The following is a 24,783-nucleotide window of genomic DNA, read 5'->3' on the forward strand; positions in this document are numbered from 1 at the left end:
AAAAACACAAATCATGCTAAAGAACTGGTTACATATTTTTTTATTCCAAATCAAAAACAACAAGCTGTTTACGGCACTCAATATTTTAGGATTAAGCATTGGTATAGCCGGATTAATTTTTGCCATTCTTTATTGGAATGACGAGCAAAGTTACAATGCTTGGAATCCCGAGAGAGAAAAAGTTTTTCAATCGATAAGTAAAGTTAGTGATGTCGACTATTGGGCAAGTAATGTTATTCCGTTTGACCAATTGTTCAAGAAATATTTTCCCGAAGTTACCTCTCATTGTTATCTGGAAAATTGGTATTTAGAAGAAATTATTAAATACAAAGACAAGAAAGAAATTATTAAAATTACCGATGCACAAAACACTTTTTTCGAATTCTTCCCATTCAATTTTATTAAAGGTTCTGCTAAAACGGCTTTGAAAGACAATACTAGCATTGCTATTTCTGCTGAAACAGCTCAAAAACTTTTTGGAGATGAAGATCCGATGGGTAAAATCGTTACCTACTCTGAAAAAAAATTAGTAGTGCGTGGCGTTTATACTATTCCTGGAAAATCATCTATGGCACCAATGGCAGTAACCAATTTGATGGAAGAAAAAACAATAAGAGATAAGGATAATTGGGGTAATTTCAATTATGGATTACTCTTAAAATTGAAAAATCCAGTGGACAAGGATAAAGTAGCATCCCGAATGGAAAAATTGCTTCATGAAAACAGAGCTTTGAAATGGGCAAAAAACGAAGGATTAACTCCAGAGGAATGGATGAAAAAGAATGGAGATCATCGTACCAGAATTATTTTGGGGTCACTAAAAGATGCTCGTTTGCATGCTATCGCAGAAGGATTTGCAGAAGGTAAAGGGAATTATCAGTTTTTGCTCATAATGCTTGGGTTGTCTATTTTAATTTTAGTGTTATCGATAGTGAATTATGTAAATCTGGCAACAGCCAATGCCATTAAAAGAGCTAAAGAAGTTGGAGTTCGAAAAATATTAGGTGCTTCGAAACATAATATTGTAAAGCAATTTTTATTCGAAACCATACTAATAGTGTTATTTTCTATATTGCTTTCTTTAGTTATTGTCGAACTTTCTCTGCCTTATTACAATGAGTTTTTAGGAAAAAAATTGCTAATACACGGTAATCAATTTTACCTGCAAATAATCTTTATTTTTATTCTAACTATCGTTTTTGCTGGAATATTTCCAGCTATATATGTCTCAAATTTCGAGACTTTGAAAGTACTAAAAGGTAATTTTGGAAGAAGCAAAAGCGGGATTTGGCTGAGAAACGGCATGTTAATTCTACAATTTGCCATTGCTACATTTTTTATTATTGGATCGTATATTGTTTATGAACAAATTCAATACATAAGCACCAAAGATTTAGGATATAAAGGGAGTCAGGTAATAGCCATTACTTACAGAAATAAGTACGACTGGAAAGAGAAAAACTATAAGGCTAAAGTATATGATCGATACAATCTGATAAAGCAGGAAATTTCTAAAATCAAAGGTGTTGAAAAAGTAGCTACAGGAGCTTTCACCTTTGGTTCTTCTAACGGTTCAACTTCTGGTTTTAGCTATAAAAACGGAGAAAACATTCAAGGAAGAAATATGGGAGTTGATTTTGGGATGCTAGAAATGATGCATATTCAACTTAAGGAAGGTCGGTTTTTATCTGAAAATATTGCTTCAGACACTATCAACTCTATGTTAATTAATGAAACAACGTTGAAAAAGATGAATGAGAAAAACCCAATTGGGAAAGAGGTTGATTGGAATGGCACTAAGCTAAAAATTGTAGGGGTTGTTAAAGATTTTAACCTTTTAGGACCTCAAGAAGATATTCCGCCCATGGTTTTTTTTCATTTCAAAACCATTGATTGGATGCTTCAAAACGCCAATAAAATTCATGTAAAAATTAATGGAGATAATCCAGAACAAACTATAGCCGATATTGAAAAGTTTTGGGCCAAAAAAGTAGATACCGATTATCCGTTCGACTATGATTTTGTGGATAAAGCTTATGCCCGAACTTATGAGACCTATGTAAAGCAAAGAAACCTTTTTTCACTTCTTAATGTTATCGTAATCTTGATAGCCTTGTTCGGATTGTTTGCCTTAGCTTCTTATTCTATACAGCGCAGAATGAAAGAAATCGCTATACGAAAAACACTTGGAGCAGAAACGTCAGTATTGCTTAAAGAGTTGTCTAAACAATATGTAGTTTTTTGCATTGTTGGTTTTATTATTGCCTTATTCCCGGTATATTATTTACTGAATAAATGGCTGGAGAACTTTGCTTTTAGAATAGAAATTAGCCTGATTCCATTTCTAATTGGTTTCATAGTTTTATTGACCTTGACATTGTTAGTAGTCCTTTCAAGAGCCTATCAAGCAACACGATTAGATGTTTTGAAATATTTGAAATATGAATAAGAGAGCTTTTATACTACTGTGTTTTTATATATTTTGCACCACTACTTTTGGTCAGGTAAATTCTTGGCCATTGCAGAAATGCATTGATGAAGCAAGGAAAAATGCTATTGAAATCAAAATTCAGCAACTCAACATCAAGAAAACTCAGAAAGAGCATAATTCTTTGGTAAATCAAATGCTACCAAGTATTTATTTAACCGGAAATCAGAGCTATAATTTTGGGTCAACCATTGATCCCGCAACCAATGGAAGAGTAAGTACCAATATTCAAAACGACAATTTCTTTTTGAATGCCCAAATGAATTTAATCGATTTCAAAGCTTTCGCAACTGCTCAAAAAACAAAAATCAATATCGAAAAATCAAAAGCCGAATTAGAAGTAATCGAAAACGAATACCAACTCCAAATTCTGGAGAGTTATTATCGGGCGCTTTTTACACAGGAATTGCTAAAAATTCAAAGAGAACAATTCAGAAATGCTCAATTTAATTTAGACAGGGTACAGAAAGAAGTTGCTATTGGCAGCAAGCCTCAAAGTGATTTGTACGATATGCAACTCAGTTTTGCTCAAGAAGAACTAAAGATAACCGAAACAGAACAATTATCGATTCTTCAAAAAAAGCAGTTGTTTCAATTAATGAATGTTGAAAATGTGTCTGTAACTGAAGTGATCTTAGAAAATTTTATCGAAAACAAAACTTTGAAAGAAGTCGGCAAAGTTTCCAATCCGAAAATCAAATTTGCCGAGCTCAATTATAAAAGTAACCTGAATAACATTCATTTGGAAAGAGCCTATAACTTACCATCTTTAACCACGTATTATGGATTTTCTACTTTCTACTACAAGCCTTTAAACCAGCCAAATACCGTTGTGGATGAGTTTAACAAACAACTTGACGATAACAAAAATCATCAAGTTGGAATTCAATTAAACGTTCCTATTTTTAACGGTTTCAGAAATAGTAAAAGGGTTTTAGTTTCGAAAATTGAAAGTGAAAAATCAAAATATGTAGTCGAGCTAGAAAAAATCAAAATCAAAAATCAAATCGATATTGAAAATCAAAACAAGGAAAATTATATGCAGTTGCAAGCTAAACTCGAGCAGATGAAATCGTTTGCTGATGCTTCTTTTAAAACGTCACAATCTAAGTTTTCAGTCGGAACGATTGATGCAGTGGTGTTTTCGGCAGTTAAAAACCAACTACTTACCACCCAATACGATTTGCTTAAAAATCAATTGCAACAACAATATATAATTCTAAAAATCAGCTTAATTCAAGGGAATTCGTTTTAAAATCAATAAGCTATTTATCCATCAATATTTTCAATTCATTAACTATTGTTTCAACACAATTCGTATTATCTTTGCAATCTAAATTCAGTTTAAATAAAAGGAACTGATAAGCTTAATTATTCGAAATGAAACTAGATAGAAAAGAAATCCTTTCAGCATTGGAAACCATTACCATAGCTGGTGAAGGAAAAAACATGGTGGAAAGTGGTGCTGTAAAAAATGTACTTACTTTTGGCAACGAAGTAGTAGTGGATTTAGTAATTTCTACTCCAGCCATGCACATCAAAAAACGGGCTGAAGACGATATCAAAAAACTAATTCACGAAAAATTTTCCCCTGATGCTGTAGTGAAAGTGAATATCAAAGTAGAAGCTCCAGCCAATCCAAATGAAATAAAAGGGAAAGCGATTCCAGGAATCAGCAATATTATTGCTGTAGCTTCAGGAAAAGGAGGTGTTGGAAAATCAACCGTAACAGCGAACCTAGCAGTCACTTTAGCCAAAATGGGATTCAAAGTGGGAATTCTAGATGCCGATATTTACGGCCCTTCTATGCCCATCATGTTTGATGTAGAAAACGAAAAACCAATCTCTATAGAAGTCGACGGAAAATCAAAAATGAAACCCGTGGAAAGTTATGAAATCAAAATACTTTCTATCGGATTCTTTACTTCTCCGAGTCAGGCTGTTATTTGGCGTGGACCAATGGCTTCTAAAGCTTTGAACCAAATGATTTTTGATGCGGCTTGGGGCGAATTAGATTTTATGTTAATCGATTTACCGCCAGGAACAGGAGATATCCATTTATCCATTATGCAATCTTTGCCAATCACTGGAGCTGTTGTAGTTAGTACACCACAAGCGGTGGCTTTGGCAGATGCTAAAAAGGGAGTGTCCATGTTTTTATCAGAAAGCATCAACGTTCCTGTTCTCGGAATCATTGAAAATATGGCTTACTTTACACCAGAAGAATTACCAAACAACAAATATTATATCTTTGGAAACGGAGGAGCTAAAAACCTCGCCGAAGATTTACAAGTTCCGTTTTTAGGAGAAGTACCTTTAGTACAAAGCATCCGTGAGGCAGGAGATTATGGTCGTCCAGCAGCTTTGCAAACGGCATCGGTAATCGAAAGCGTTTTTGAAGAAATTACCCGAAATGTAGTTCAGGAAACGGTAAACAGAAACGAAAGTTTGCCTCCAACAGAAGCTATCAAAATAACAACCATGGCTGGTTGCTCAGCCGTTAAAGGAAAATAAAATGACTCAAGAAGAATTGACTTTAAACATTGAAAAAGCCTTAAACGAAATCAGACCTTTTCTGAATTCAGATGGAGGTGATATTCATTTGGTTTCTATAGAAGATCAAAAACATGTAAAAGTACGTCTCGAAGGAGCTTGTACCTCTTGTAGTTTGAGTGTAAGTACGATGAAAGCAGGCGTGGAAACCACGATAAAAAAATATGCTCCACAAATAGAAACGGTAGAGAATATCGCCTAGTTTTAATGATAAAAATCATATTATTTGAAACGGAGTTTCCTAAACTTTGCCGCATAGAAACTTCGCTATTATGCCACAAAAGAAAATGATTGAAACAGACATATTGATAATCGGTGCTGGGCCTACAGGACTTTTTGCTGTTTTTGAAGCAGGATTATTAAAATTAAAATGCCACCTAATAGACGCTCTGCCACAAATTGGCGGACAACTATCCGAACTTTATCCAAAGAAACCCATTTATGATATTCCAGGATATCCAGAAGTCTTAGCAGGCGATTTGGTCAACAATTTGATGGAGCAAATCAAACAATTTCAACCCGGATTTACCTTAGGAGAAACTGCAGAAGCTATTGAAAAATTAGAAGATGGTACTTTTATAGTAACCACTAATGAAGGCACAAAACATCATGCTAAAGCTATTGCCATTGCAGGAGGATTAGGAACTTTTGAACCAAGAAAACCTATTCTTAAAGACTTAGAATTCTACGAAAAAGAAGATCGTGGTGTTGATTATTTTGTCAAAGACCCTGAAAAATATAGAGGAAAAAATGTAGTGATTTCAGGTGGTGGTGATTCCGCATTAGATTGGAGTGTTTTCCTCACGGATGTAGCAGCTTCTGTTACGTTGGTTCACAGAAGAAATGAATTCCGAGGCGCTTTAGATTCTGTCGAAAAAGTACAAGAATTGAAATCTGCTGGAAAGATAAAACTAATAACAACCGGAGAAGTGGTTGGTTTCTCAGGGCACGAACGCATTGAATCAGTAGACATTGAGGTCAATGGTGCTCGAATGAAGGTAGCAACTGATTATTTTATTCCTTTATTTGGTTTAACACCTAAACTTGGTGCCATTGCCAATTGGGGATTAGAAATCGAAAAGAACGCCATCAAAGTCAATAACGCTTTAGACTATCAAACCAATATCGATGGGATTTATGCCATTGGTGACGTTAATACTTATCCAGGGAAATTAAAACTAATTTTGTGTGGTTTCCACGAAGCTACATTAATGTGTCAAAGTGTGTATCAAAGAATCAATCCAGGAAAAAAATACGTTTTGAAATATACTACAGTTTCTGGTATAGATGGTTTTGACGGCACACGAAAAGAAGCTGAAAAAGCAGTTATAAAATCAATAGACTAAATGCCACAAGACATTACCATAAAAATTACAGACCGAGAAGGAGTCACTCACGAAGTACAAGCGCCAACGGATATGAACATGAGTATCATGGAATTGGTTCGTGCCTACGAATTAGCCGAAGAAGGAACTATTGGTATTTGTGGCGGAATGGCCATGTGTGCTTCTTGTCAGTGTTATGTGTTGAATGATATAGTACTTCCTGAAAAAGGACCCGATGAAGAAGCCATGCTTTTTGAAGCTTCTAATGTAAAAGAAAACAGTCGCTTAGGCTGTCAAATTCCTATTACAGAAGCTATTGAGGGACTTGAGATTGAATTAGCTCCTGAAGCTTTATAATCCTAATTTGACTTTCACTTTAGGTACAATTCGTGCTACAAATTTAGAATAAGCTATTGTGGAAGGATGCAAACCATCATTCGCCACCAATTCAGGTTGAAGTAAACCTAACCTTGTTATATCGGTAATGTTGACGAAAGCGATATTGTTGGCATTACAATAGTTTTCTGCAAAGGTGTTGTATGCATCTATCTCTGTTGAAATGGTTGAGTTTCCATTTCCATAGGGAGTGTAAGCATAATCAGGAATAGAAACCACAATAAGGTTATTCTTGTTCCCTTTAACAAATCCAATAGCTTGATTTACTAATTCTGGAAATTCTTGTTCATACAAACTAAAGGGTTTGTGCTGGTATTGATTATTTACTCCAATTAAAAGCGTAACCAAATCATAATCGCTTGCAAGATTTTGAGCAGCAATTGCTAATTTCAAATTGGTTGTGGTCCAACCCGTTGTAGCAATAAGTTTTATTGAAAAACTATCATTAGGATTTAGGCTCTTTTTTATGCTGTCTTTCAGTTGCTCAGGAAAACGACAAGTTTCACAAACACTTTGACCATAAGTATAGCTATCCCCTAAAGCTAGATATTTATAATTTTTTATGGTGCTATATACAGTATCAGTACTCTTATTTTCAGCACTACAGCTTACTAATAAAGGAATAAGGATTAAAATTACTATGTTCTTTAAGAAAGTCATGCTAATTCTAAACTAGCTTCAATTTTTTCCTCAATAGCATTCCAAAGGCCTATTCTTTTTTCTAAAGCTAGAATAGAAATCTCTTCTACATCATTCCATTTTTGTTCGTCTTCTTGGCATAGTTCTGTAATCATTTGCATTGCCATTGGTCCGTGCTCGTCAGCATCTAATTCGATATGTCTTTCGAAATAATAAATCAATTTTGACAAATCGGCTTCAGGAAAGTTTTGCTGAAAGTTTTTCAAAATCTCGGTAAACATATTCGGAATCAAATCTTCTCTTCCAAAGGTAAAAGCGGCAGCAATTTTATGGGCTTTCCCTTCTTCAATTACTCGGAAACTAAAATCTAAAAAGGCTTTAATCTTCGGATGTAAATCACTTTGTTTTATTGATATAAAAACGTTTTTGGTATCTAGTACATGTTGTAAAAATGCTTCTAGTTCATCCGTTTTTGCACCACAACTTTGCATCGCTTCTACATACATTTCAAAATGACTCAGTCTTTTTCCGTCTAAAGTCAAATCACTTTCTTCTGCTAAAACAATTTCATTAATCAAATAACGCGTTTCTGGATTTTGAGTTGCAAACCAAGGCGTGGTAGTACAAGTTAACTTACTTTGCAATGCTTTTAACAAAGACATAAAATCCCATACGGCATAGACATGACTTTCTAAAAACTGATGCAAATCATCCATTGTTTTTACTTTTTCGTAAAGCGGATGTTGCAATAAAATGTCTTTTTGGGATTGTATTTTTTCGGTGATGTTTGAAATAGTCATAGCGTTTTTTTGATATATACGATTGGAAAGAAGTTAAGGGTTTTTAATTGTAATGTAAAAGTAAAAATGCTTCCCGAAATGGAGAAGCATTTTATATCAATTTTATCTATTGTTTAATTTTATTTAAAAGCTGGAATTCCAGTGATGTCAGCTCCAGTGATTAACAAGTGAATGTCATGTGTTCCTTCATAAGTAATTACCGATTCTAAGTTCATACTATGACGCATGATAGAGTATTCCCCAGTGATTCCCATGCCGCCAAGAATTTGACGCGCTTCACGAGCAATATGAATGGCCATATCTACGTTATTTCTTTTCGCCATTGAGATTTGAGCAGTAGTGGCTTTTCCTTCGTTTCTTAAAACCCCTAATCTCCAAGTCAATAATTGCGCTTTAGTGATTTCGGTAATCATTTCCGCTAATTTCTTTTGTTGTAATTGAGTTCCCGCAATAGGTTTGTCAAATTGAATACGTTCTTTAGCATAACGCAAAGCAGTATCATAGCAATCCATGGCAGCACCAATAGCACCCCAAGCAATTCCGTAACGAGCCGAATCTAAACACATCATTGGTGCTCCAAGACCTGATTTGCCAGGCAACAAGTTTTCTTTTGGAACTTTTACATTATCAAAAATTAATTCTCCAGTAGCCGAAGCACGAAGCGACCATTTATTGTGGGTTTCTGGAGTTGTAAATCCTTCCATGCCACGCTCCACAATTAAACCGTGAATTCTTCCTTCTTCATTTTTGGCCCAAACTACAGCTACATCTGCAAAAGGAGCATTTGAAATCCACATTTTGGCTCCGTTCAACAAATAATGGTCGCCCATGTCTTTGAAGTTGGTCGTCATCCCTGATGGATTCGAACCATGATCTGGTTCAGTTAAACCAAAGCATCCCATGAATTCTCCTGTAGCTAATTTTGGCAAGTATTTTTGACGCTGTTCTTCAGTTCCAAATTTCCAAATAGGATACATTACCAAAGAAGATTGCACTGAAGATGTAGAACGTACACCCGAATCTCCTCTTTCAATTTCTTGCATGATTAAACCATAAGATATTTGGTCTAAACCAGCACCTCCATATTCTTCAGGAATGTAAGGACCAAAACCACCAATTTCTCCCAAACCTTTGATGATTTGTTTAGGGAATTCAGCACGTTGTGCATACTCTTCTATGATAGGAGAAACTTCACGTTTCACCCACGCACGGGCAGAATCACGAACTAATTTATGTTCTTCCGTTAATAAATCATCTAAATTATAATAATCTGGAGCTTGAAATAAATCTGGTTTCATAGTATTGAATTTGGTTTTACGAAAACGTTTGCAAAGCTAAAGAATCTTAACCAAAATTCCCATGAACAATTGTTATAATTTTTAGAAGCTTTTTCCAGCTATCCGTTATATCTTTTTCTTTTTATTTAAAAAGAAAAAGGATGCCACTGCTATCTGGGCTAGGGTTGAGTACAACTATTTTAGTTTGTCGAATTCCCCTTTTTTAGTCAACAAAAATTCAAGCATTGTCAGCTCATCTTTACTTTGTATGGCTGTTTTTGATTTGGAATCAGTTTCGCAATACTCAAGAAACCTAGAAGTTTCTTCAGGTTTTAACTTCAATGTTTTAGAAAAGAAGGACGGATTAAAATTGGTAAGGGCATACTCCTTGAATCCCATTGGTTCTTCTTTTATATCTTTTTTCGGATTTTTACTCTTAAATAATTTTCCAATCATTTTTCCAATCTGAACAAAATCAACCGCATTCACCATTTCGCCGGTATAAACACCTTCAACCTTTGGTTTTGCAGCATCTTTTTGGATTTGAGACATTTTTATATCGTTATATGAAACGGCAGCAACTTTTATTTTTTTAATCTGCTGGATTTCAACTTCTTCTAATGGGATTGGTTTTTCAGCCATCTTGATAATAAGCACCTTTTTGTTAAAATCATCGGCTGTTAACTTGTATTTCTGATCGACAAAAGTATCCGACATGAAAATCAAGACATCATTCACTTTTGCTTCGATGGAAAATGCTCCTAAAGCATTAGTCTGGGTTATTTTTTTGGTGGTATAATTGATAACATCAATGCTTTTTTGATACGTGTCCTGATAAGAAACTTTTCCACTAATGAGCTGTTCTGTCTGTGAAAAACCGATGTAAGAAATCAATAAAAAAAATAGGGAAGCAATTTTTGACATAAGGTATAGAATTGTGATTAAACCTTAAAGTTAAGGAAATTATGACACTTAAATTCAGAAGGCTTTGTTAAATCTTTTTGTAAAAAATAAATTTACATCTTCAAATAAAAATCTTTAGTCAATGCGATGTAGTCTGAGGTGTACTGATGTCGGGCAGTTTCAACAACCAACTCATCTGCGGTTAAAACCGATAATTCATAGCGTTTAAAAGCTAAAAGACTTCTCTTGATTTCAGTTGTTGGAGTGCCTTTTACACGGGTTATCTTTACAGGATATAATTCGGCGTCAGCGCACAAATTGATGAATTTTGCTTCTTCTTTAAACGGAATAATGACTGCTAAAAGTCCATTTTCTGAGAGTAGGAGTTGTGCCGCTTCTACCAAATCTTCAAAGGGCAAGGCGTCTTGAAAACGCGCTAAATCCCGCTGTTCATTATCACTTTTGTAATCTTCACTATAAAAAGGCGGATTCGAAATGATGATATCGTACTCCTCTTCGGGTTCATCCATAAATTCGTCTAAGCCGGCATGAAAACAAAATAACCGGTCACTCCAAGGAGAACTTTCGAAATTTTCTACACATTGCTCATAAGCATTTTCATCAATTTCGATGGCGTCGATTTGCTCAGCATTACTGCGTTGGGCGAGCATTAATGACAATATTCCAGTTCCGGAACCAATATCTAAAACAGAAAAAGGATGATTATCAATAGGACACCAAGCACCAAGTAACACACCATCAGTACCTACTTTCATGGCGCAACGATCTTGTTGGATAGTGAATTGTTTGAATTGGAACATTTGAGATTTAGAGTGGGGATTAACGATTTTTGATGGAAAAATAGGTTTCATAGCCCCGATTGCAGCTGGCTACCATGTAGCGCGGAAAGCGGGATTAGCTCCTAAAGATACATTTCAACCAAACCTTCTGGTAAATCCATGATAACTTTTTTGTTTTCTCTGTCGATTTTGACTAAAAACTGGTCAATCATTGGGATTAGAATTTCTACTTCGCCATTCACCACTTCAAACAGAGGTTGGGCAGAAGAATCGTTTATGGAAACAATTTTCCCAAAAACACCTAAACGTTTGTCTTCGATTTCAAATCCGATGACTTCGTGGAAATAAAATTTATTACCTTCCAGTTTAGGTAACATAGATAAGGGAAGGTAAATGTCGCAACCAATTAGAGTATCGGCTTCTGCTTCAGAGGTAACGTCTTCAAATTGCACCCGAAGAAAATCATTTTTATGGAGGGAACTATTTTCAATAAAAAATGGAACCAGATTTTTGTTGAACTCAACAAATACTGATTCCATATTTTCATATAATTCGGGTTCGTCTGTATCTAAATAGAGTAGAACTTCCCCTTTGAAACTAAATTTTTTAGCAATTTTACCTAAATAGAAACAATCTTCTTTACGCATAATTGCTTTGAAGTATTAAGCTTCTGTTTCTTCGCTAGCTTCTTCAGCAGCTGGTGCTTCTTCAACAGCTGGAGCCTCTTCAGCAACAACTTCTTCTGTAGCAGGAGCTTCTTCTGTAGCAACTTCAGCAACAGTTTCTTCAACAGCAGGAGTTTCCTCTGCTACCGTTTCAACAGCAACTTCTTCTACTTTTGCAGCTTCAACAGCGGCAGCAGCACGTTTGTCATTAGCTTCTTTTTCAGCTTTTAAAGCTTTCGCTTTGGCAGCAGCTTGTGCTTTTGATAACCCTTCTTTTTTAGAATCAACTTTGTTAGCTTTTTCTTCCAACCATGTAGCTAATTTAGCATTAGCTTGTTCTTGTGTTAAAGCTCCTTTGCGAACGCCACCATCAAGGTGATGTTTCATTAGGGCACCTTTGTAAGAAAGGATAGCTCTTGCAGTATCAGTTGGTTGAGCTCCATTGTGTAACCATTGTACCGCTTGGTCAAGGTTTAATTCAATAGTAGCAGGATTGGTGTTTGGATTGTAAGTTCCTAATTTTTCAAGGTATCTACCATCTCTTTTTGATCTAGCATCAGCTGCTACGATCCAGTAAAAAGGTTTTTGTTTTTTACCGTGTCTTTGTAATCTAATTTTTACTGACATAATCTTTTTGATTAATTTGAGGTACTCGACCTCGGTTATTTAAGGGCGCAAAGATAGTTTTTTTTCGTAAACAAACTAATTGTATTTTATATTTTTAAATAGCATCTGCTTATTTTAAACAATTTTAATATCTTTTTTTTAAAATAAATTAGCAGTTTTGTATTAAAAAGCTATTTTTGTGGATAAATACATTGAAAAAATGAAAAGATTATTGCCCCTATTTTTGATTGCATTAGCATTTTCTTCTTGTCAAGAAAATGTGAAATTTAACACTCCTGGTTTTCAAGGACAAAAAGATGATATTTTTTGGAGAGCTAACGACGCAAGAGCCTATGTTTCTGCAACGGGAAAGCTAACTATTGAGGCACTTACAGAATATGAAAATATTACTCTAAATACAAGTAGTACAACTCCAGGAACATATGTTTTAGGAACTACTAATGTAAATAATTCTGCTACATATTATTCCAATTTTAATGATGTTGAACTTGACTATGCTACAATTGCTGTTCCTGGTCCAGTTTCAAGCGTCGTTTTGACTAATGGAGGGACTGGATATACTAGCGCAAATTCTGTTATTACAACTGGTGGGGCAGGAAGTGGTCTGACAGTAAATATAGTTGCTAGTGCTTCAGGAGTTGTTAGTAAAGTAACAGTTTCCTCAAGTGGTAATGCTTATCTAGCAGGAGATTTAATTACAGTTGCAGGAGGAAATGTCAATTGCAAATTCAGAGTGCAGAATGTTCAAAACAGTAATGGAGAAATAAAGATTACGGATTATGATGATACAACTGGTACTGTTTCAGGAACTTTTAAATTCAATGCGACTAATACAAACAATAGTCCATTTGGAGGGCCAATTTTAAATTTTCAATACGGAGAATTTTATAAAATTCCGATTTATCCATCTATATAATCATTAAGAACCAAAAACATACAACCATCTTCGGATGGTTTTTTTGTTAATTTAATAATAAAGTCCAAATTAATAGCGGTTTAGATTTTATTTAAGTTACCTTTGTAACTGAATTTTAAATAAATAATATGAACATTTTTGTTGGAAGTCTTCCGTTTAGTATTGACGAAGCAGATTTAAGAGAGTCTTTTGAGGCTTATGGTACGGTTAATTCCGTTAAAATTATCACTGATAAATTTACTGGAAGAAGTAAAGGATTCGGTTTCGTTGAAATGGAAAATGACACAGAAGCTGAAAAAGCAATTCAAGAATTAAATGGTGCAACTGTTGAAGGACGTGCTATTGTAGTTAATAAATCTGAACCAAAACCAGAAGGCGAAAGAAGAACTTTCAACAACAACCGTTCAGGCGGTAGCGGTGGAGGTTATAACGGTGGTGGAAACTCACGTGGTGGCGGAAGCTACAGTGGTGGAAACAGCGGTGGTGGAAATAGAGGAAGATACTAGTATATATACTTTATAGATATTTGAAAAGCCAACTCATTGAGTTGGCTTTTTTGTTTTTTGTTGATAACTAAAATTCGTTTTCTGAGTGCTAAAATGTATTTTTGTTTTAGTCATAATAGAAGCTTTTGGTTAATACCTTTTGCCTAATCCCTTACTTGCATGTATTTAATTTTCGATACCGAAACCACTGGATTACCAAAACGTTGGGGTGCACCCATATCTGATACCGACAATTGGCCAAGATGTATTCAAATTGCATGGCAGTTGCATGATGAGTACGGAAATCTTATTGAGCATCAAGATTATCTGGTAAAGCCTGAGGGTTTCAATATTCCTTTTGATGCTGAAAGAATACATGGTATTTCAACAGAATTAGCAGAAGCACAAGGAATCTCATTAGTAGAAGTTTTAGAGAAATTCAATATTGCTTTAGGGAAATCTAAATTCATAGTGGGTCAAAATGTTGGCTTTGATGTCAATATTATGGGTTGTGAATTTTATCGATTAGGGATCAATTCTCCTATGGCTTCTATGCCTGTTCTAGATACTTGTACTGAGGTGACAGCATCACTTTTGAAATTGCCAGGAGGACGAGGAGGAAAATTCAAATTACCCACATTAACCGAATTACATCAGTATCTTTTTGGTGCTCCGTTTGCGGAAGCTCATAATGCTACTGCTGACGTTGAAGCTACCACTCGTTGTTTCTTAGAATTAATTAACAGACAGGTTTTTACCAAAGAAGAGTTAGACGTTCCAGCGGATTATTTTACGAAGTTTAGAGAAAAGAATCCAAAAGAAATTCAGCTTATAGGATTGCAACATATCAATCTGAAACAAGCGTCAGAAGAGATTCGCAAACAATTCCAAAAGAAAGAAGAAGTCGTCATTCCTAATGATTCTGAAAAGGAAATTCATCATGATGTGGCAGATGTTGATTTTGTTCATTTGCATAATCACACCCAATTTTCTGTGCTTCAATCCACCATAAGTGTAGCCGATTTGGTTAAAGCAGCGGTTGCCAATAAAATGCCAGCGGTTGCCATGACGGATCACGCTAATTTGATGGGTGCTTTTCATTTCGTTAGAGATATTTTATACCATAATAAATCGGCACAAGCCAAAAATAAACAAGCAGAGGAAAGCGGAGAAACTCCATCAGAAACCATCATTAAACCCATAGTGGGTTGCGAGTTTTATGTTTGCGACGATTTAAAAGACAAGTCTCGAAAAGACAACGGTTATCAGATTGTGTTCTTGGCCAAAACCAAAAAAGGCTATCATAATTTAGCTAAATTATCTTCAATAGCTTATACCGAAGGGTTTTATTATGTACCAAGAATTGATCGAAAAGCCATTCAAGAGTACAAAGAGGATATCATAGTTTTATCTGGAAATTTATATGGTGAAATTCCGAGTAAAATTTTAAATATTGGTGAAAACCAAGCGGAAGAAGCTTTGATTTGGTGGAAACAAGAATTTGGAGATGATTTATACATCGAGCTGATGCGTCACAATCAAGAGGATGAAAATCGAGTAAATGTTTCATTGATTGCTTTAGCCAAAAAACATCAAGTTAAAACGGTTGCTACTAATAATGTTTTCTACATCAATAAGGAAGATGCCAATGCTCACGATATTTTGTTGTGTGTTCGTGATGGAGAAAAGCAATCCACGCCAATTGGACGAGGTCGAGGCTATCGTTACGGGATGAATAATCAGGAGTATTATTTCAAATCGGGTCATGAAATGAAAAAACTCTTTCATGATTTACCAGAAGCGATTACTACAACAGAAGAAATTGTAAATAAAATTGAGATTTACGATTTAGCACGGGAAGTTTTGCTTCCAAAATTTGAGATTCCAAATGAATTTTTAGTCCAAGAAGATGAAGCAGATGGAGGAAAACGAGGAGAAAATAAATTTTTGCACCATCTAACGTATAAAGGAGCTGAAAAAAGGTATGCCGAAATCACTCCAGAAATTAAAGAACGCATCGATTTTGAATTGCTAACTATAGAAAACTCGGGTTATCCAGGTTATTTCTTAATTGTTCAAGATTTCATTGCCGAAGCTAGGAAAATGGGAGTTTCTGTTGGGCCTGGTCGTGGTTCTGCAGCGGGTTCTGTTGTGGCGTATTGTCTCGGGATAACCAACATTGATCCCCTTTTATATAATTTACTTTTTGAGCGTTTCCTAAATCCTGACAGGGTTTCCCTTCCCGATATTGATATTGATTTTGATGATGAAGGGCGTAGTAAAGTAATGGAGTATGTGATTCAAAAATACGGTTCTAAACAAGTAGCGCAAATCATTACTTACGGAACTATGGCTACTAAATCGAGTATTCGGGATACTGCTCGAGTTATGGATTTACCGCTTTTTGAAGCCGATAAAGTAGCTAAGTTAATTCCGGGAATGATGCCATCAAAATGGAATTTGGCCCGACTATTATCCGAAGACGAAGCCACCATCAAAAAAGTATTACGTCCAGAAGAGTTTGATAAAGTAAAAGAATTGATTTCGCTTTCTAAAGAAAATTCGCTTTGTTCTGAAACTATAAATCAAGCCAAATTCTTAGAAGGAAATTTAAGAAATACCGGAATTCACGCTTGCGGTGTCATTATTACGCCAAGCGATATTACTAATTTCGTTCCTGTAGCAACGGCTAAGGATTCCGATTTATTTGTTACCCAATTTGATAACTCAGTAGTTGAAAGTGCTGGATTGTTGAAGATGGACTTCTTGGGATTGAAAACCCTAACGCTGATAAAAGACACTGTAAAACTTGTAAAATATAGAACAGGAAAAGATATTAACCCAGATGAGTTTCCGATTGATGACTTAAAGACTTATGAGCTTTTCCAACGAGGAGAAACAGTGGGTATTTTCCAATATGAAAGTGCCGGAATGCAGAAATACATGAAGGAATTGAAACCTACCGTTTTTGGGGATTTGATTGCGATGAATGCCCTTTACAGACCTGGTCCAATTGCTTATATTCCTAGTTTTATCAAAAGGAAAAATTGGGAGGAACCCATAGAATACGATTTAGAGGCTTGCGAAGAATTACTCGGTGACACTTATGGAATCACTGTTTATCAAGAACAGGTAATGCTTTTATCCCAAAAGTTGGCAGGTTTCTCTAAGGGAGACGCCGACGTTTTACGTAAAGCCATGGGGAAAAAGCAGAAAGATGTTTTGGACAAAATGAAACCCAAATTCATTGCTCAAGCTGAGGCCAATGGACATCCCGCAGAAAAATTGGAAAAAATCTGGAAAGACTGGGAAGCTTTTGCTGAGTATGCTTTCAACAAATCGCACTCTACTTGTTATGCTTGGATTGCTTATCAAACAGCCTATTTAAAAGCCAATTATCCTGCTGAATATATGGCGGCAGTTTTATCTAACAACATGAACGATATCAAACAAGTTTCGTTCTTCATGGAAGAATGTAAACGGATGGGGTTACAAGTTCTTGGACCAGATGTGAACGAGTCATTTTATAAATTTACGGTAAACGATAATTACGCGGTTCGTTTTGGAATGGGAGCTGTTAAAGGAGTTGGAGCGAATGCAGTGGATACTATTGTTCAAAACAGAAAAGAGGAAACCTATAAATCAATATTTGATTTAGCCAAGAAAATTGATTTGCGTGCCGCCAATAAAAAAGCCTTTGAAAGTTTAGCTTTAGCTGGTGGATTTGATTGTTTTGAAAACACTCACCGAGCGCAATATTTTCATATTGAAGGAGAAGGCATTACGTTTTTAGAAAAAGCCATTCGGTATGGGTCGAAATTTCAAGAAAATGAAAATTCTTCTCAAGTAAGTTTGTTTGGTGAAGCCAGTGAAGTGCAAATCGCAGAGCCAATTGTTCCGCCATGTGATGAATGGAGTACGATGGAAAAATTGGCCAAAGAAAAAGAAGTAGTTGGAATTTACATATCGGGGCATCCATTAGATGACTATCGATTTGAGATGAAGTATTTCTGCAACAGTCGATTAGAAAATTTAAAAAACTTAGAGAATTATATTGGAAAGACCTTAACCTTTGCAGGGATTATAACCAATGTGCAATACAGAACCGCCAAAAATGGAAAAGATTGGGCCATGTTTACTCTTGAAGGATATGATGAAAGCCACGAGTTCCGGATTTTTGATGAAGAGTATTTGAAATACCGACATTTTTTGGTTAACAATCAATTTATCTATTTTAAAGTGACTGTAAAGGATGGATGGGTAAATAGAGAAACAGGTAAAAAATCGGAACCTAGATTACAATTTGTGGATGTAAAACAACTTCAAGATGTATTGCCACAGTTTGCTAAAAAGTTAAGTATTCAAATGGATATCAATGATTTGCAACAAAATGCTATTCAACAATTGAATGCTATTTTTCAATCAAACAAAGGAGATAATACCGTTACTTTTGAAATAGTGGAATACGATAAAATAAAAAAAATCCCCGAGATAGTTCCCAAATTGGAAGTCGTAGAGGAAGAAAACTTTGACGTAGAAAGTCTAGAAGAGGTTGCATTAGAAATTCCGATTTTGGAAGTAGAAAATCAAATAACAACTAGAGTTTCATTACCGAGTAGAAAATTAAAAATCAAAATTTCTAACGAATTGTTAGTCGAGTTGGAAAAAATGGGAGTCAAATTCAGCTTAAATTAAGTATCAGTTCTAGCAATGAATTAATAGCCAAAACTGATTTTTTTACAAAGGAAACCCAAAAAAAATGTCTAATTTTGACATCAAATAATTACACTAATTTAAAAATATAAAATATGGCTTTAGCAATAACAGATGCTACTTTTGATGAAGTAGTATTAAAATCAAATAAACCAGTAGTAGTAGATTTTTGGGCAGCTTGGTGTGGACCTTGTAGAATGGTAGGACCTGTTATAGACGAAATCGCGACAGAATATGAAGGAAAAGCAACTGTTGGAAAAGTTGACGTAGATGCTAATCAAGAATTCGCTGCAAAATACGGAGTTCGTAATATTCCAACTGTTTTGGTCTTTCAAAATGGTGAAGTAGTGGGTCGTCAAGTTGGAGTGGCCCCAAAGAAAACCTATACAGATGCTATTGATGCTTTATTGTAATCAATAATCAAAATAATTTTAAAAGGTTCAACGAAAGTTGGGCCTTTTTTTATGATTACATTTAGAAATTTCCCTTTATATTTGGATTATGAAGATAGAAGAACAAAAAGAAATTGTTTCAGGATTTAAGCACTTAGAATTGCTTGCTAATCAAGTTGTAGAAGGCTTTATTTCGGGAATGCACAAATCACCATTTCATGGTTTTTCGGCTGAGTTTGCCGAACATAAAGTCTATAATTCAGGAGAAAGCACTAAGCATATAGATTGGAAATTATTTGCCAAAACAGATAGATTGTACACCAAAAAATATGAAGAAGAAACCAATCTTCGTTGTCATTTAATTATAGATAATTCTTCCTCGATGCATTATCCGAAATTGAAAAACAATGAACCCTTTTATCATAGTAAAATAGGGTTTTCAGTTCTAGCTTCAGCGGTATTAATGAATTTATTAAAAAAACAGCGCGATGCCGTTGGCTTAAGTGTTTATTCGGATACTTATGAATATTATTCTCCTGAGAAAGGAAGTGATAGACATCATAGAATGATTTTAAATAAACTAGAAGATCTTTTAGAAAAGCCAAAAGTTTCTAAGACAACGAATACGATTACTTTTTTACATCAAATAGCCGAAAAAATTCATCGCCGTTCTATGATTATTTTGTTTACTGATATGTTTCAAACTGAAAATCAAGAAGCTCTTTTTAATGCCTTGCAACATTTGAAACACGACAAACATAAAGTAGTTGTTTTTCATGTTATAGATAAGCAAACAGAAGTTAATTTTGACTTTGATAATGCTCCTAAAAAATTCATTGACATAGAAACAGGTGAGGAAATCAATATTTTTGCAGATAGTATAAAACAAGCTTATGAAGAAAAGGTAAATACTTATTTCAAAAACCTCGCTATGACTTGTGCTCAAAACAAAATTAAGTACGTACCCGTTGCTGTCGAGGAAAGTTTTGAAAAGATTTTGACAACTTACTTAGTTGAAAAACAAATGTTTGGTTAATTTTTTTTCTTTCAACCATTTTTTTAGTAAAAAACTCTTGCAGATTACAAAAACCATTGTATATTTGCAACCGCAATAACGCAGAGGTTTGGTAGTTCAGTTGGTTAGAATACATGCCTGTCACGCATGGGGTCGCGGGTTCGAGTCCCGTCCAGACCGCGAAATTGGGAAAAGGTTTTCAGAAATGAAAACCTTTTTTGCCCAAAAAAGCAAATGAAATGCATTCGTCAAATAGTAGACGAGTCATTCAAAATTAGTTGTGTTGTTTTGCTACGACTTTGTAACTCGTAGCGCGGTTTAGTAGTTAGACCAATGAAAAGCTTTCCACTTTATTGTGGATGGCTTTTTTGCTTTATACTGATTATTTATTATTATAATTAACTGAAAATAGGTATATTGCATTGCATTTTTGAGCATCAAGCTTAAATTTGCATGACTGTCAATCAACCAAACCAACTTTAAAAATGAAAAAACTACTACTACTTCTCACTTTATTTTTTTCAACTTCTCTTTTAATTGCTCAAAATTTTAATCAACCCTCACAATTTAATACAGTTTGTGATGATAATAATGATGGGTTTGCTTCCTTTTATTTAGATGAAATTTCATTTGAAATTTTAGGCAATTTAAATTCACAAGATTATGTGATTACTCATCATGAAACACAAACTGAAGCGCAGACTGGCATAAATCCGTTGTCAAGTACATATTTTAATATTGTTCCTTTATCACAAACTCTTTATGCACGTATTGTTACTGTTACTAGTGGACAAGTTACCATTTTACCCTATAGTTTGAATGTTAATCCTTTACCAAATGCTCCAACACAAACCATTTCACTCTGTTCAAATACGTTTCAATGTTGGGATTTAACTAGTGTTGAAAGTGCAATTGCTCAAGGAACAGTTGGGTTTACTATCAGTTTTTATCAAACAGAAGCTAATGCACAAACAGGATCAGCAGCTATAGCAAGTCCAAGTTGCTATGTTTCACCTACCGCATCACCAACACAAGAACCTGTTTTTTATAGAATTGAAAATACTTTGACTGGTTGTTTTGCTGTTGGAATCATAGAATTGAAAACGTTAGATTGTGGCAGTGGAACTACTTGCAATCCACCAACTGCTGTTACTACTTCTGTTACTCAAACTACTGCTACAATAGCTTGGACTAATACTGATAATACTACTCAATCCTTAGTTTATGTAACACCAGCTGGTGGTCCTGCGCCAACTGCAGCAAGCACTGCTTACTATACTCAAGGAAGTCCATATATATTAACTGGACTTCAATGTGGTTCGGCCTATGATATTTATATTAGAACTTTTTGTAATTCAGCTAACTTGAGTACTTGGGTTCAAACTACTTTTTCAACTGTAGCCTGTACCATTCAAGCAGGTCAACCAACCAACTTAAACAATTGTGTTAGTAATGGTCAAGCGTGTTTTAATTTAACAGATAACGATTCAAACATTTATGGAAATTTAACTCAAACGAATTATAGTATTACTTATCACCTTTCTCAAGCCGATGCCAATGTAGGAACTAATGCCTTACAGTCTCCTTATTGTATTACAAGTGGTTCACAAGTCCTTTTTGCAAGATTAACTAATACTGTTACTCAGGAATTTCAAATCTTTAGTTTTGCTGTTGTTGCCGAAACAGTTTCCAGTACTGTAGTTCCTCTTGCTGATATGCATCAATGTGATGATAATAATGATACTATTGTGACTTTTGACTTAACTACGGTACATGCTCAAATAAATTCTACCAATACTTTAGAATATTATCCGAGTTTAGCTAATGCTCAAAATCAAGTAGTACCATTTGCTAATCCACAAGCACTGAATATAGGAGTTCAAAATCCTATAACAGCCGTTTTTGTTAGAGAAATTGTTCCTAATTCTTGTGATATTATTTATAGCTTTAATTTATATGCCTACAGTAATTGTAATTTGGCTTACACCTGTAATCAAGCCAATTCTTTATGTAATTCTTTGGGAGTTCCTTTTTCAAATACAGTTAATTTACCCGGAAGCGGAACAGTAAATTGTTTGGGTTCGACTCCTAATCCAACTTGGTTTTATTTGCCAGTAAGTGGAGCAGGAACTATTAATTTGCAAATAGCACAAGTTTCGAATGCGGGAAGTGCTTTAGATGTTGATTATATAGTTTATGGACCATTTGCTGATCCAGTTGCAGCCTGTGGTAATACTAGTTTACTGTTGAGTAATGTTGTTTCTTGTAGTTACTCGACGGCAAATGTTGAATATCCAGTTATTACTAATGCTCAACCAGGACAATACTATATAATCATGGTAACGAATTACAGTAATCAGCCTGGATTTATTACTATTACTGAACTTACTACTACTGTGGGAGCTATTGATTGTTCCGGTATGCGATTTCATGCTTTCTTAGATGCTAATAATAATGGGACACAAGATAATGGAGAGGTGAACTTTCCATTAGGGCAATTTACTTCTGAAGTAAATAGTAATGGTAATATTCATAATATAGTTTCTCCAACAGGGGTTTACAATATTTATGACACTAATGCTTCTAACTCTTATAATGTTAGTTATACTATTGACCCTAATTATGCCCCCTCTTATAATCTTACTACTGCTTCATATTCTAATTTACATGTTGTTGTTGGTGGCGGAATGCAAACCTATAATTTCCCAATCACGGTAACTCAAGTTTATAATGATTTGGCAGTTAACATTATTCCGATCAATGCTCCAAGACCAGGATTTACTTATCAAAATAAAATTGTATACACTAATTTTGGTAATCAAACTGTAGCTTCTGGGACTATTACTTTTACTAAAGATGCTTTGGTAACTATTATTGGTAATACACAATCAGGAACAACAGCAACCGCTAACGGATTTAGTTATGGGTTTACGAATTTATTGCCTTTTGAAACCAGAGAAATGACTGTAATCCTGCAAGTGCCAGCTTTACCAACAGTTGCCCTTGGAAATTTACTAACGAATACCGCTAGTATAGCACCAATAACTGGAGATGTAGTTCCAACTAACAACACTTCTTCTTGTTCTCAAATTATTATTGGTTCCTATGATCCAAATGATAAAATGGAGTCACATGGGGAAAGAATTTTATATTCTTCCTTTTCAAACACGGATTATTTGTATTACACTATTCGATTTGAAAATACAGGAACGGCTAGTGCTATCAATGTAAGAGTTAATGATGTGTTAGATTCAAAATTGGATGAAACATCGATTAAAATGATTAGTGCTAGTAATCCTTATATCATGGACAGAATAGGGAATAATTTAACATGGCGCTTTGATGACATTCAATTGCCTCCTACGGTTGCTAATACCAATACAGGCAAAGGATATATTACTTTTCAAGTAAAACCAAGAGCAGGATATGCTGTTGGAACTATTATTCCAAATACAGCTTCTATTTATTTTGATTATAATGCACCTATTATTACCAATACTTTCAATACGGAATTTGTTGCTCAACTTGGTTTGAATGAATTTGAAAATGGTGATTTTGTTTTCTATCCTAATCCAGTTTCTGATATTGTAACCGTTGCTTTGAAAAACAATGGAAGTATTGCCAACATTGCGGTTTATGATATGTTAGGGAAGCTGATTGTCTCTCAAAAGCCTAATAGCGCTGCAACAACAGAGACAGTTGATTTATCTTCTATTTCAAAAGGCATCTATCTTTTAGAAGTCACCACAGATACTAACGTGAAAGTAGTTAAGAAATTATTAGTAGATTAAAAAACTATTCAATAGACCGGAAAGCTCTCATTTTTTGAGGGCTTTTCTTTTTTTTATCAAACGACAGATGTAGTGAATATAATTTCTTATTTTTGAGACTGTTAATTTGGACCCTTACATGAAGAAAATAATACAGTTTGCCTTTTTACTCTTTTTATTTTTGGGTGTTACTCACACTACATTCGGGCAAGAAAAAGCAACCAACGACCCTGATGGTCCACTTAAAGAAACTTTGTATAAAAAGTATAAAAGAGAAGCACAAACCTTTGACAAAAAAGCCTTTGACAGTTTGTTTTTTGAGTTTTTCCAGAAACAAAGAGATTCAAAACTTACGCTTACCAAAGAAGAGTATTATGCTTATACACTCAAGATTGCTGCTTATTCTGAAAAATTAGGATTGTTGTATAAAGACCAAAAAGAAGCCTCGCAACGCACCAAACAAGAATGGTTTGACAAGAGTTATTCCGATTATTTAAACTCCAAAAAGTAATTCCTTGAAAAAAATTTCGGCCATATTATTTCTTTTCGTGTTACAGTCGTGTCAATATTTTGAGAAGCAGGTTCCTTCTGAAAAAGAGTTATTGGAGAAGCAACTCAAGGAAATTAATTGGAAAGAAGTGGATGAGTATCCTTCGGTTGCGGATTGTGAAAAGTTATCGGATGCTACCCAACGCAAACAATGTTTTTTCGAATTTTTAACAGCAACGATTCAAGAAAAATTGGCTGTTGATACGTTATCGACTTTATTTCCAAAATTGGATACCATTGAAGTGAAAGTGACGGTATTTCCTAATGCTACTTTGCAATTTGAACCTCAATTCCCTAAAGATTCTGTGGCTTATGATACTATAAAAATTGATAGTATACTTCGGGCTAGGCTTGTAGATTTTCCTAAAGTGAATCCGGCTATTAAGAGGGGGATTCCTGTGAAAACTCAGTTTGTGCTTCCTGTGATTGTTAAATCGGAGTAAAATAATTAGGAGCTATTTCCCGTCTTC

General features: G+C 34.8%; 21 protein-coding genes and 1 tRNA gene. 15 read left to right on the top strand and 7 right to left on the bottom strand.

Translation table 11 applies throughout. From position 1 onward, the window contains the following. Positions 1 to 13: 13 nt before the first annotated feature. The 6 genes from OLM53_RS11160 to OLM53_RS11185 all read left to right on the top strand — a co-directional run bounded on the left by OLM53_RS11160 (position 14) and on the right by OLM53_RS11185 (position 6,723). Positions 14 to 2,449 (top strand): ABC transporter permease, encoded by a 2,436-nt coding sequence (locus OLM53_RS11160; protein ID WP_264520313.1) that lies wholly within the window; start codon positions 14 to 16, stop codon positions 2,447 to 2,449. After that, positions 2,442 to 3,743 (top strand): TolC family protein, encoded by a 1,302-nt coding sequence (locus tag OLM53_RS11165; protein ID WP_264520314.1) that lies wholly within the window; start codon positions 2,442 to 2,444, stop codon positions 3,741 to 3,743. The genes OLM53_RS11160 and OLM53_RS11165 overlap by 8 nt, the downstream gene beginning before the upstream one ends. A 125-nt stretch (positions 3,744 to 3,868) precedes the next feature. Beyond that, positions 3,869 to 5,002, top strand: coding sequence for an Mrp/NBP35 family ATP-binding protein (locus OLM53_RS11170; protein ID WP_264520315.1), 1,134 nt, complete (start codon positions 3,869 to 3,871; stop codon positions 5,000 to 5,002). 1 nt (position 5,003) lies between these two features. Continuing rightward, positions 5,004 to 5,243 (top strand): NifU family protein, encoded by a 240-nt coding sequence (locus tag OLM53_RS11175; protein WP_264520316.1) that lies wholly within the window; start codon positions 5,004 to 5,006, stop codon positions 5,241 to 5,243. 85 nt (positions 5,244 to 5,328) lie between these two features. Further along, positions 5,329 to 6,387 (top strand): NAD(P)/FAD-dependent oxidoreductase, encoded by a 1,059-nt coding sequence (locus tag OLM53_RS11180; RefSeq protein WP_264522449.1) that lies wholly within the window; start codon positions 5,329 to 5,331, stop codon positions 6,385 to 6,387. Further along, the gene (locus OLM53_RS11185) at positions 6,388 to 6,723 is read left to right on the top strand and encodes a 2Fe-2S iron-sulfur cluster-binding protein (protein ID WP_264520317.1); all 336 of its coding nucleotides are present in this window, start codon (positions 6,388 to 6,390) and stop codon (positions 6,721 to 6,723) included. On the opposite strand, the gene OLM53_RS11190 is transcribed toward OLM53_RS11185, so the two are convergent. The 7 genes from OLM53_RS11190 to OLM53_RS11220 all read right to left on the bottom strand — a co-directional run bounded on the left by OLM53_RS11190 (position 6,718) and on the right by OLM53_RS11220 (position 12,473). Further along, positions 6,718 to 7,422 (bottom strand): SGNH/GDSL hydrolase family protein, encoded by a 705-nt coding sequence (locus tag OLM53_RS11190; RefSeq protein WP_264520318.1) that lies wholly within the window; start codon positions 7,420 to 7,422, stop codon positions 6,718 to 6,720. The two genes, OLM53_RS11185 and OLM53_RS11190, sit on opposite strands and share 6 nt — an antisense overlap. Beyond that, the gene (locus OLM53_RS11195) at positions 7,419 to 8,201 is read right to left on the bottom strand and encodes a DUF3050 domain-containing protein (protein WP_264520319.1); all 783 of its coding nucleotides are present in this window, start codon (positions 8,199 to 8,201) and stop codon (positions 7,419 to 7,421) included. Before OLM53_RS11195 ends, OLM53_RS11190 begins: the two co-directional genes overlap by 4 nt. Positions 8,202 to 8,320: 119 nt before the next feature. Beyond that, positions 8,321 to 9,499: an acyl-CoA dehydrogenase family protein gene (locus OLM53_RS11200; RefSeq protein ID WP_264520320.1), complete on the bottom strand. Its 1,179-nt coding sequence runs from the start codon at positions 9,497 to 9,499 to the stop codon at positions 8,321 to 8,323. Positions 9,500 to 9,673: 174 nt separating this feature from the next. Next, the gene (locus OLM53_RS11205; protein WP_264520321.1) at positions 9,674 to 10,402 is read right to left on the bottom strand and encodes a hypothetical protein; all 729 of its coding nucleotides are present in this window, start codon (positions 10,400 to 10,402) and stop codon (positions 9,674 to 9,676) included. Positions 10,403 to 10,494: 92 nt separating this feature from the next. Beyond that, positions 10,495 to 11,202, bottom strand: a complete 708-nt coding sequence (locus OLM53_RS11210; RefSeq protein WP_264522450.1) for a tRNA1(Val) (adenine(37)-N6)-methyltransferase — start codon at positions 11,200 to 11,202, stop codon at positions 10,495 to 10,497. 101 nt (positions 11,203 to 11,303) lie between these two features. After that, on the bottom strand, positions 11,304 to 11,828 hold the full coding sequence (gene rimM / locus OLM53_RS11215; RefSeq protein WP_264520322.1) for a ribosome maturation factor RimM: 525 nt from the start codon (positions 11,826 to 11,828) through the stop codon (positions 11,304 to 11,306). A gap of 15 nt (positions 11,829 to 11,843) precedes the next feature. Continuing rightward, the gene (locus OLM53_RS11220; RefSeq protein ID WP_264520323.1) at positions 11,844 to 12,473 is read right to left on the bottom strand and encodes a 30S ribosomal protein S16; all 630 of its coding nucleotides are present in this window, start codon (positions 12,471 to 12,473) and stop codon (positions 11,844 to 11,846) included. Between the two features lie 199 nt (positions 12,474 to 12,672). Here OLM53_RS11220 and OLM53_RS11225 point away from each other — a divergent pair, with 199 nt between their 5' ends. The 9 genes from OLM53_RS11225 to OLM53_RS11265 all read left to right on the top strand — a co-directional run bounded on the left by OLM53_RS11225 (position 12,673) and on the right by OLM53_RS11265 (position 24,756). After that, on the top strand, positions 12,673 to 13,389 hold the full coding sequence (locus OLM53_RS11225) for a DUF6252 family protein (protein ID WP_264520324.1): 717 nt from the start codon (positions 12,673 to 12,675) through the stop codon (positions 13,387 to 13,389). Positions 13,390 to 13,517: 128 nt separating this feature from the next. Then, entirely contained in the window at positions 13,518 to 13,895 is a 378-nt protein-coding gene (locus tag OLM53_RS11230; RefSeq protein ID WP_264520325.1) for an RNA recognition motif domain-containing protein, read from the top strand. 159 nt (positions 13,896 to 14,054) lie between these two features. Next, on the top strand, positions 14,055 to 18,569 hold the full coding sequence (gene dnaE, locus OLM53_RS11235) for a DNA polymerase III subunit alpha (RefSeq protein ID WP_264520326.1): 4,515 nt from the start codon (positions 14,055 to 14,057) through the stop codon (positions 18,567 to 18,569). A gap of 113 nt (positions 18,570 to 18,682) precedes the next feature. Next, the gene (gene trxA, locus OLM53_RS11240; RefSeq protein ID WP_236397846.1) at positions 18,683 to 19,000 is read left to right on the top strand and encodes a thioredoxin; all 318 of its coding nucleotides are present in this window, start codon (positions 18,683 to 18,685) and stop codon (positions 18,998 to 19,000) included. An 88-nt stretch (positions 19,001 to 19,088) separates the two neighbouring features. Then, positions 19,089 to 20,015: a DUF58 domain-containing protein gene (locus OLM53_RS11245; protein WP_264520327.1), complete on the top strand. Its 927-nt coding sequence runs from the start codon at positions 19,089 to 19,091 to the stop codon at positions 20,013 to 20,015. Between the two features lie 85 nt (positions 20,016 to 20,100). Further along, positions 20,101 to 20,174: transfer RNA gene (locus OLM53_RS11250), tRNA-Asp, on the top strand. 305 nt (positions 20,175 to 20,479) lie between these two features. Continuing rightward, entirely contained in the window at positions 20,480 to 23,785 is a 3,306-nt protein-coding gene (locus OLM53_RS11255; RefSeq protein ID WP_264520328.1) for a T9SS type A sorting domain-containing protein, read from the top strand. Between the two features lie 118 nt (positions 23,786 to 23,903). Continuing rightward, positions 23,904 to 24,275: a hypothetical protein gene (locus tag OLM53_RS11260; RefSeq protein ID WP_264520329.1), complete on the top strand. Its 372-nt coding sequence runs from the start codon at positions 23,904 to 23,906 to the stop codon at positions 24,273 to 24,275. Positions 24,276 to 24,279: 4 nt separating this feature from the next. Beyond that, positions 24,280 to 24,756: a hypothetical protein gene (locus OLM53_RS11265; RefSeq protein WP_264520330.1), complete on the top strand. Its 477-nt coding sequence runs from the start codon at positions 24,280 to 24,282 to the stop codon at positions 24,754 to 24,756. Positions 24,757 to 24,783 lie beyond the last annotated feature (27 nt).

Source organism: Flavobacterium sp. N1994 (genome assembly GCF_025947145.1).
Classification (GTDB): Bacteria; Bacteroidota; Bacteroidia; order Flavobacteriales; family Flavobacteriaceae; genus Flavobacterium.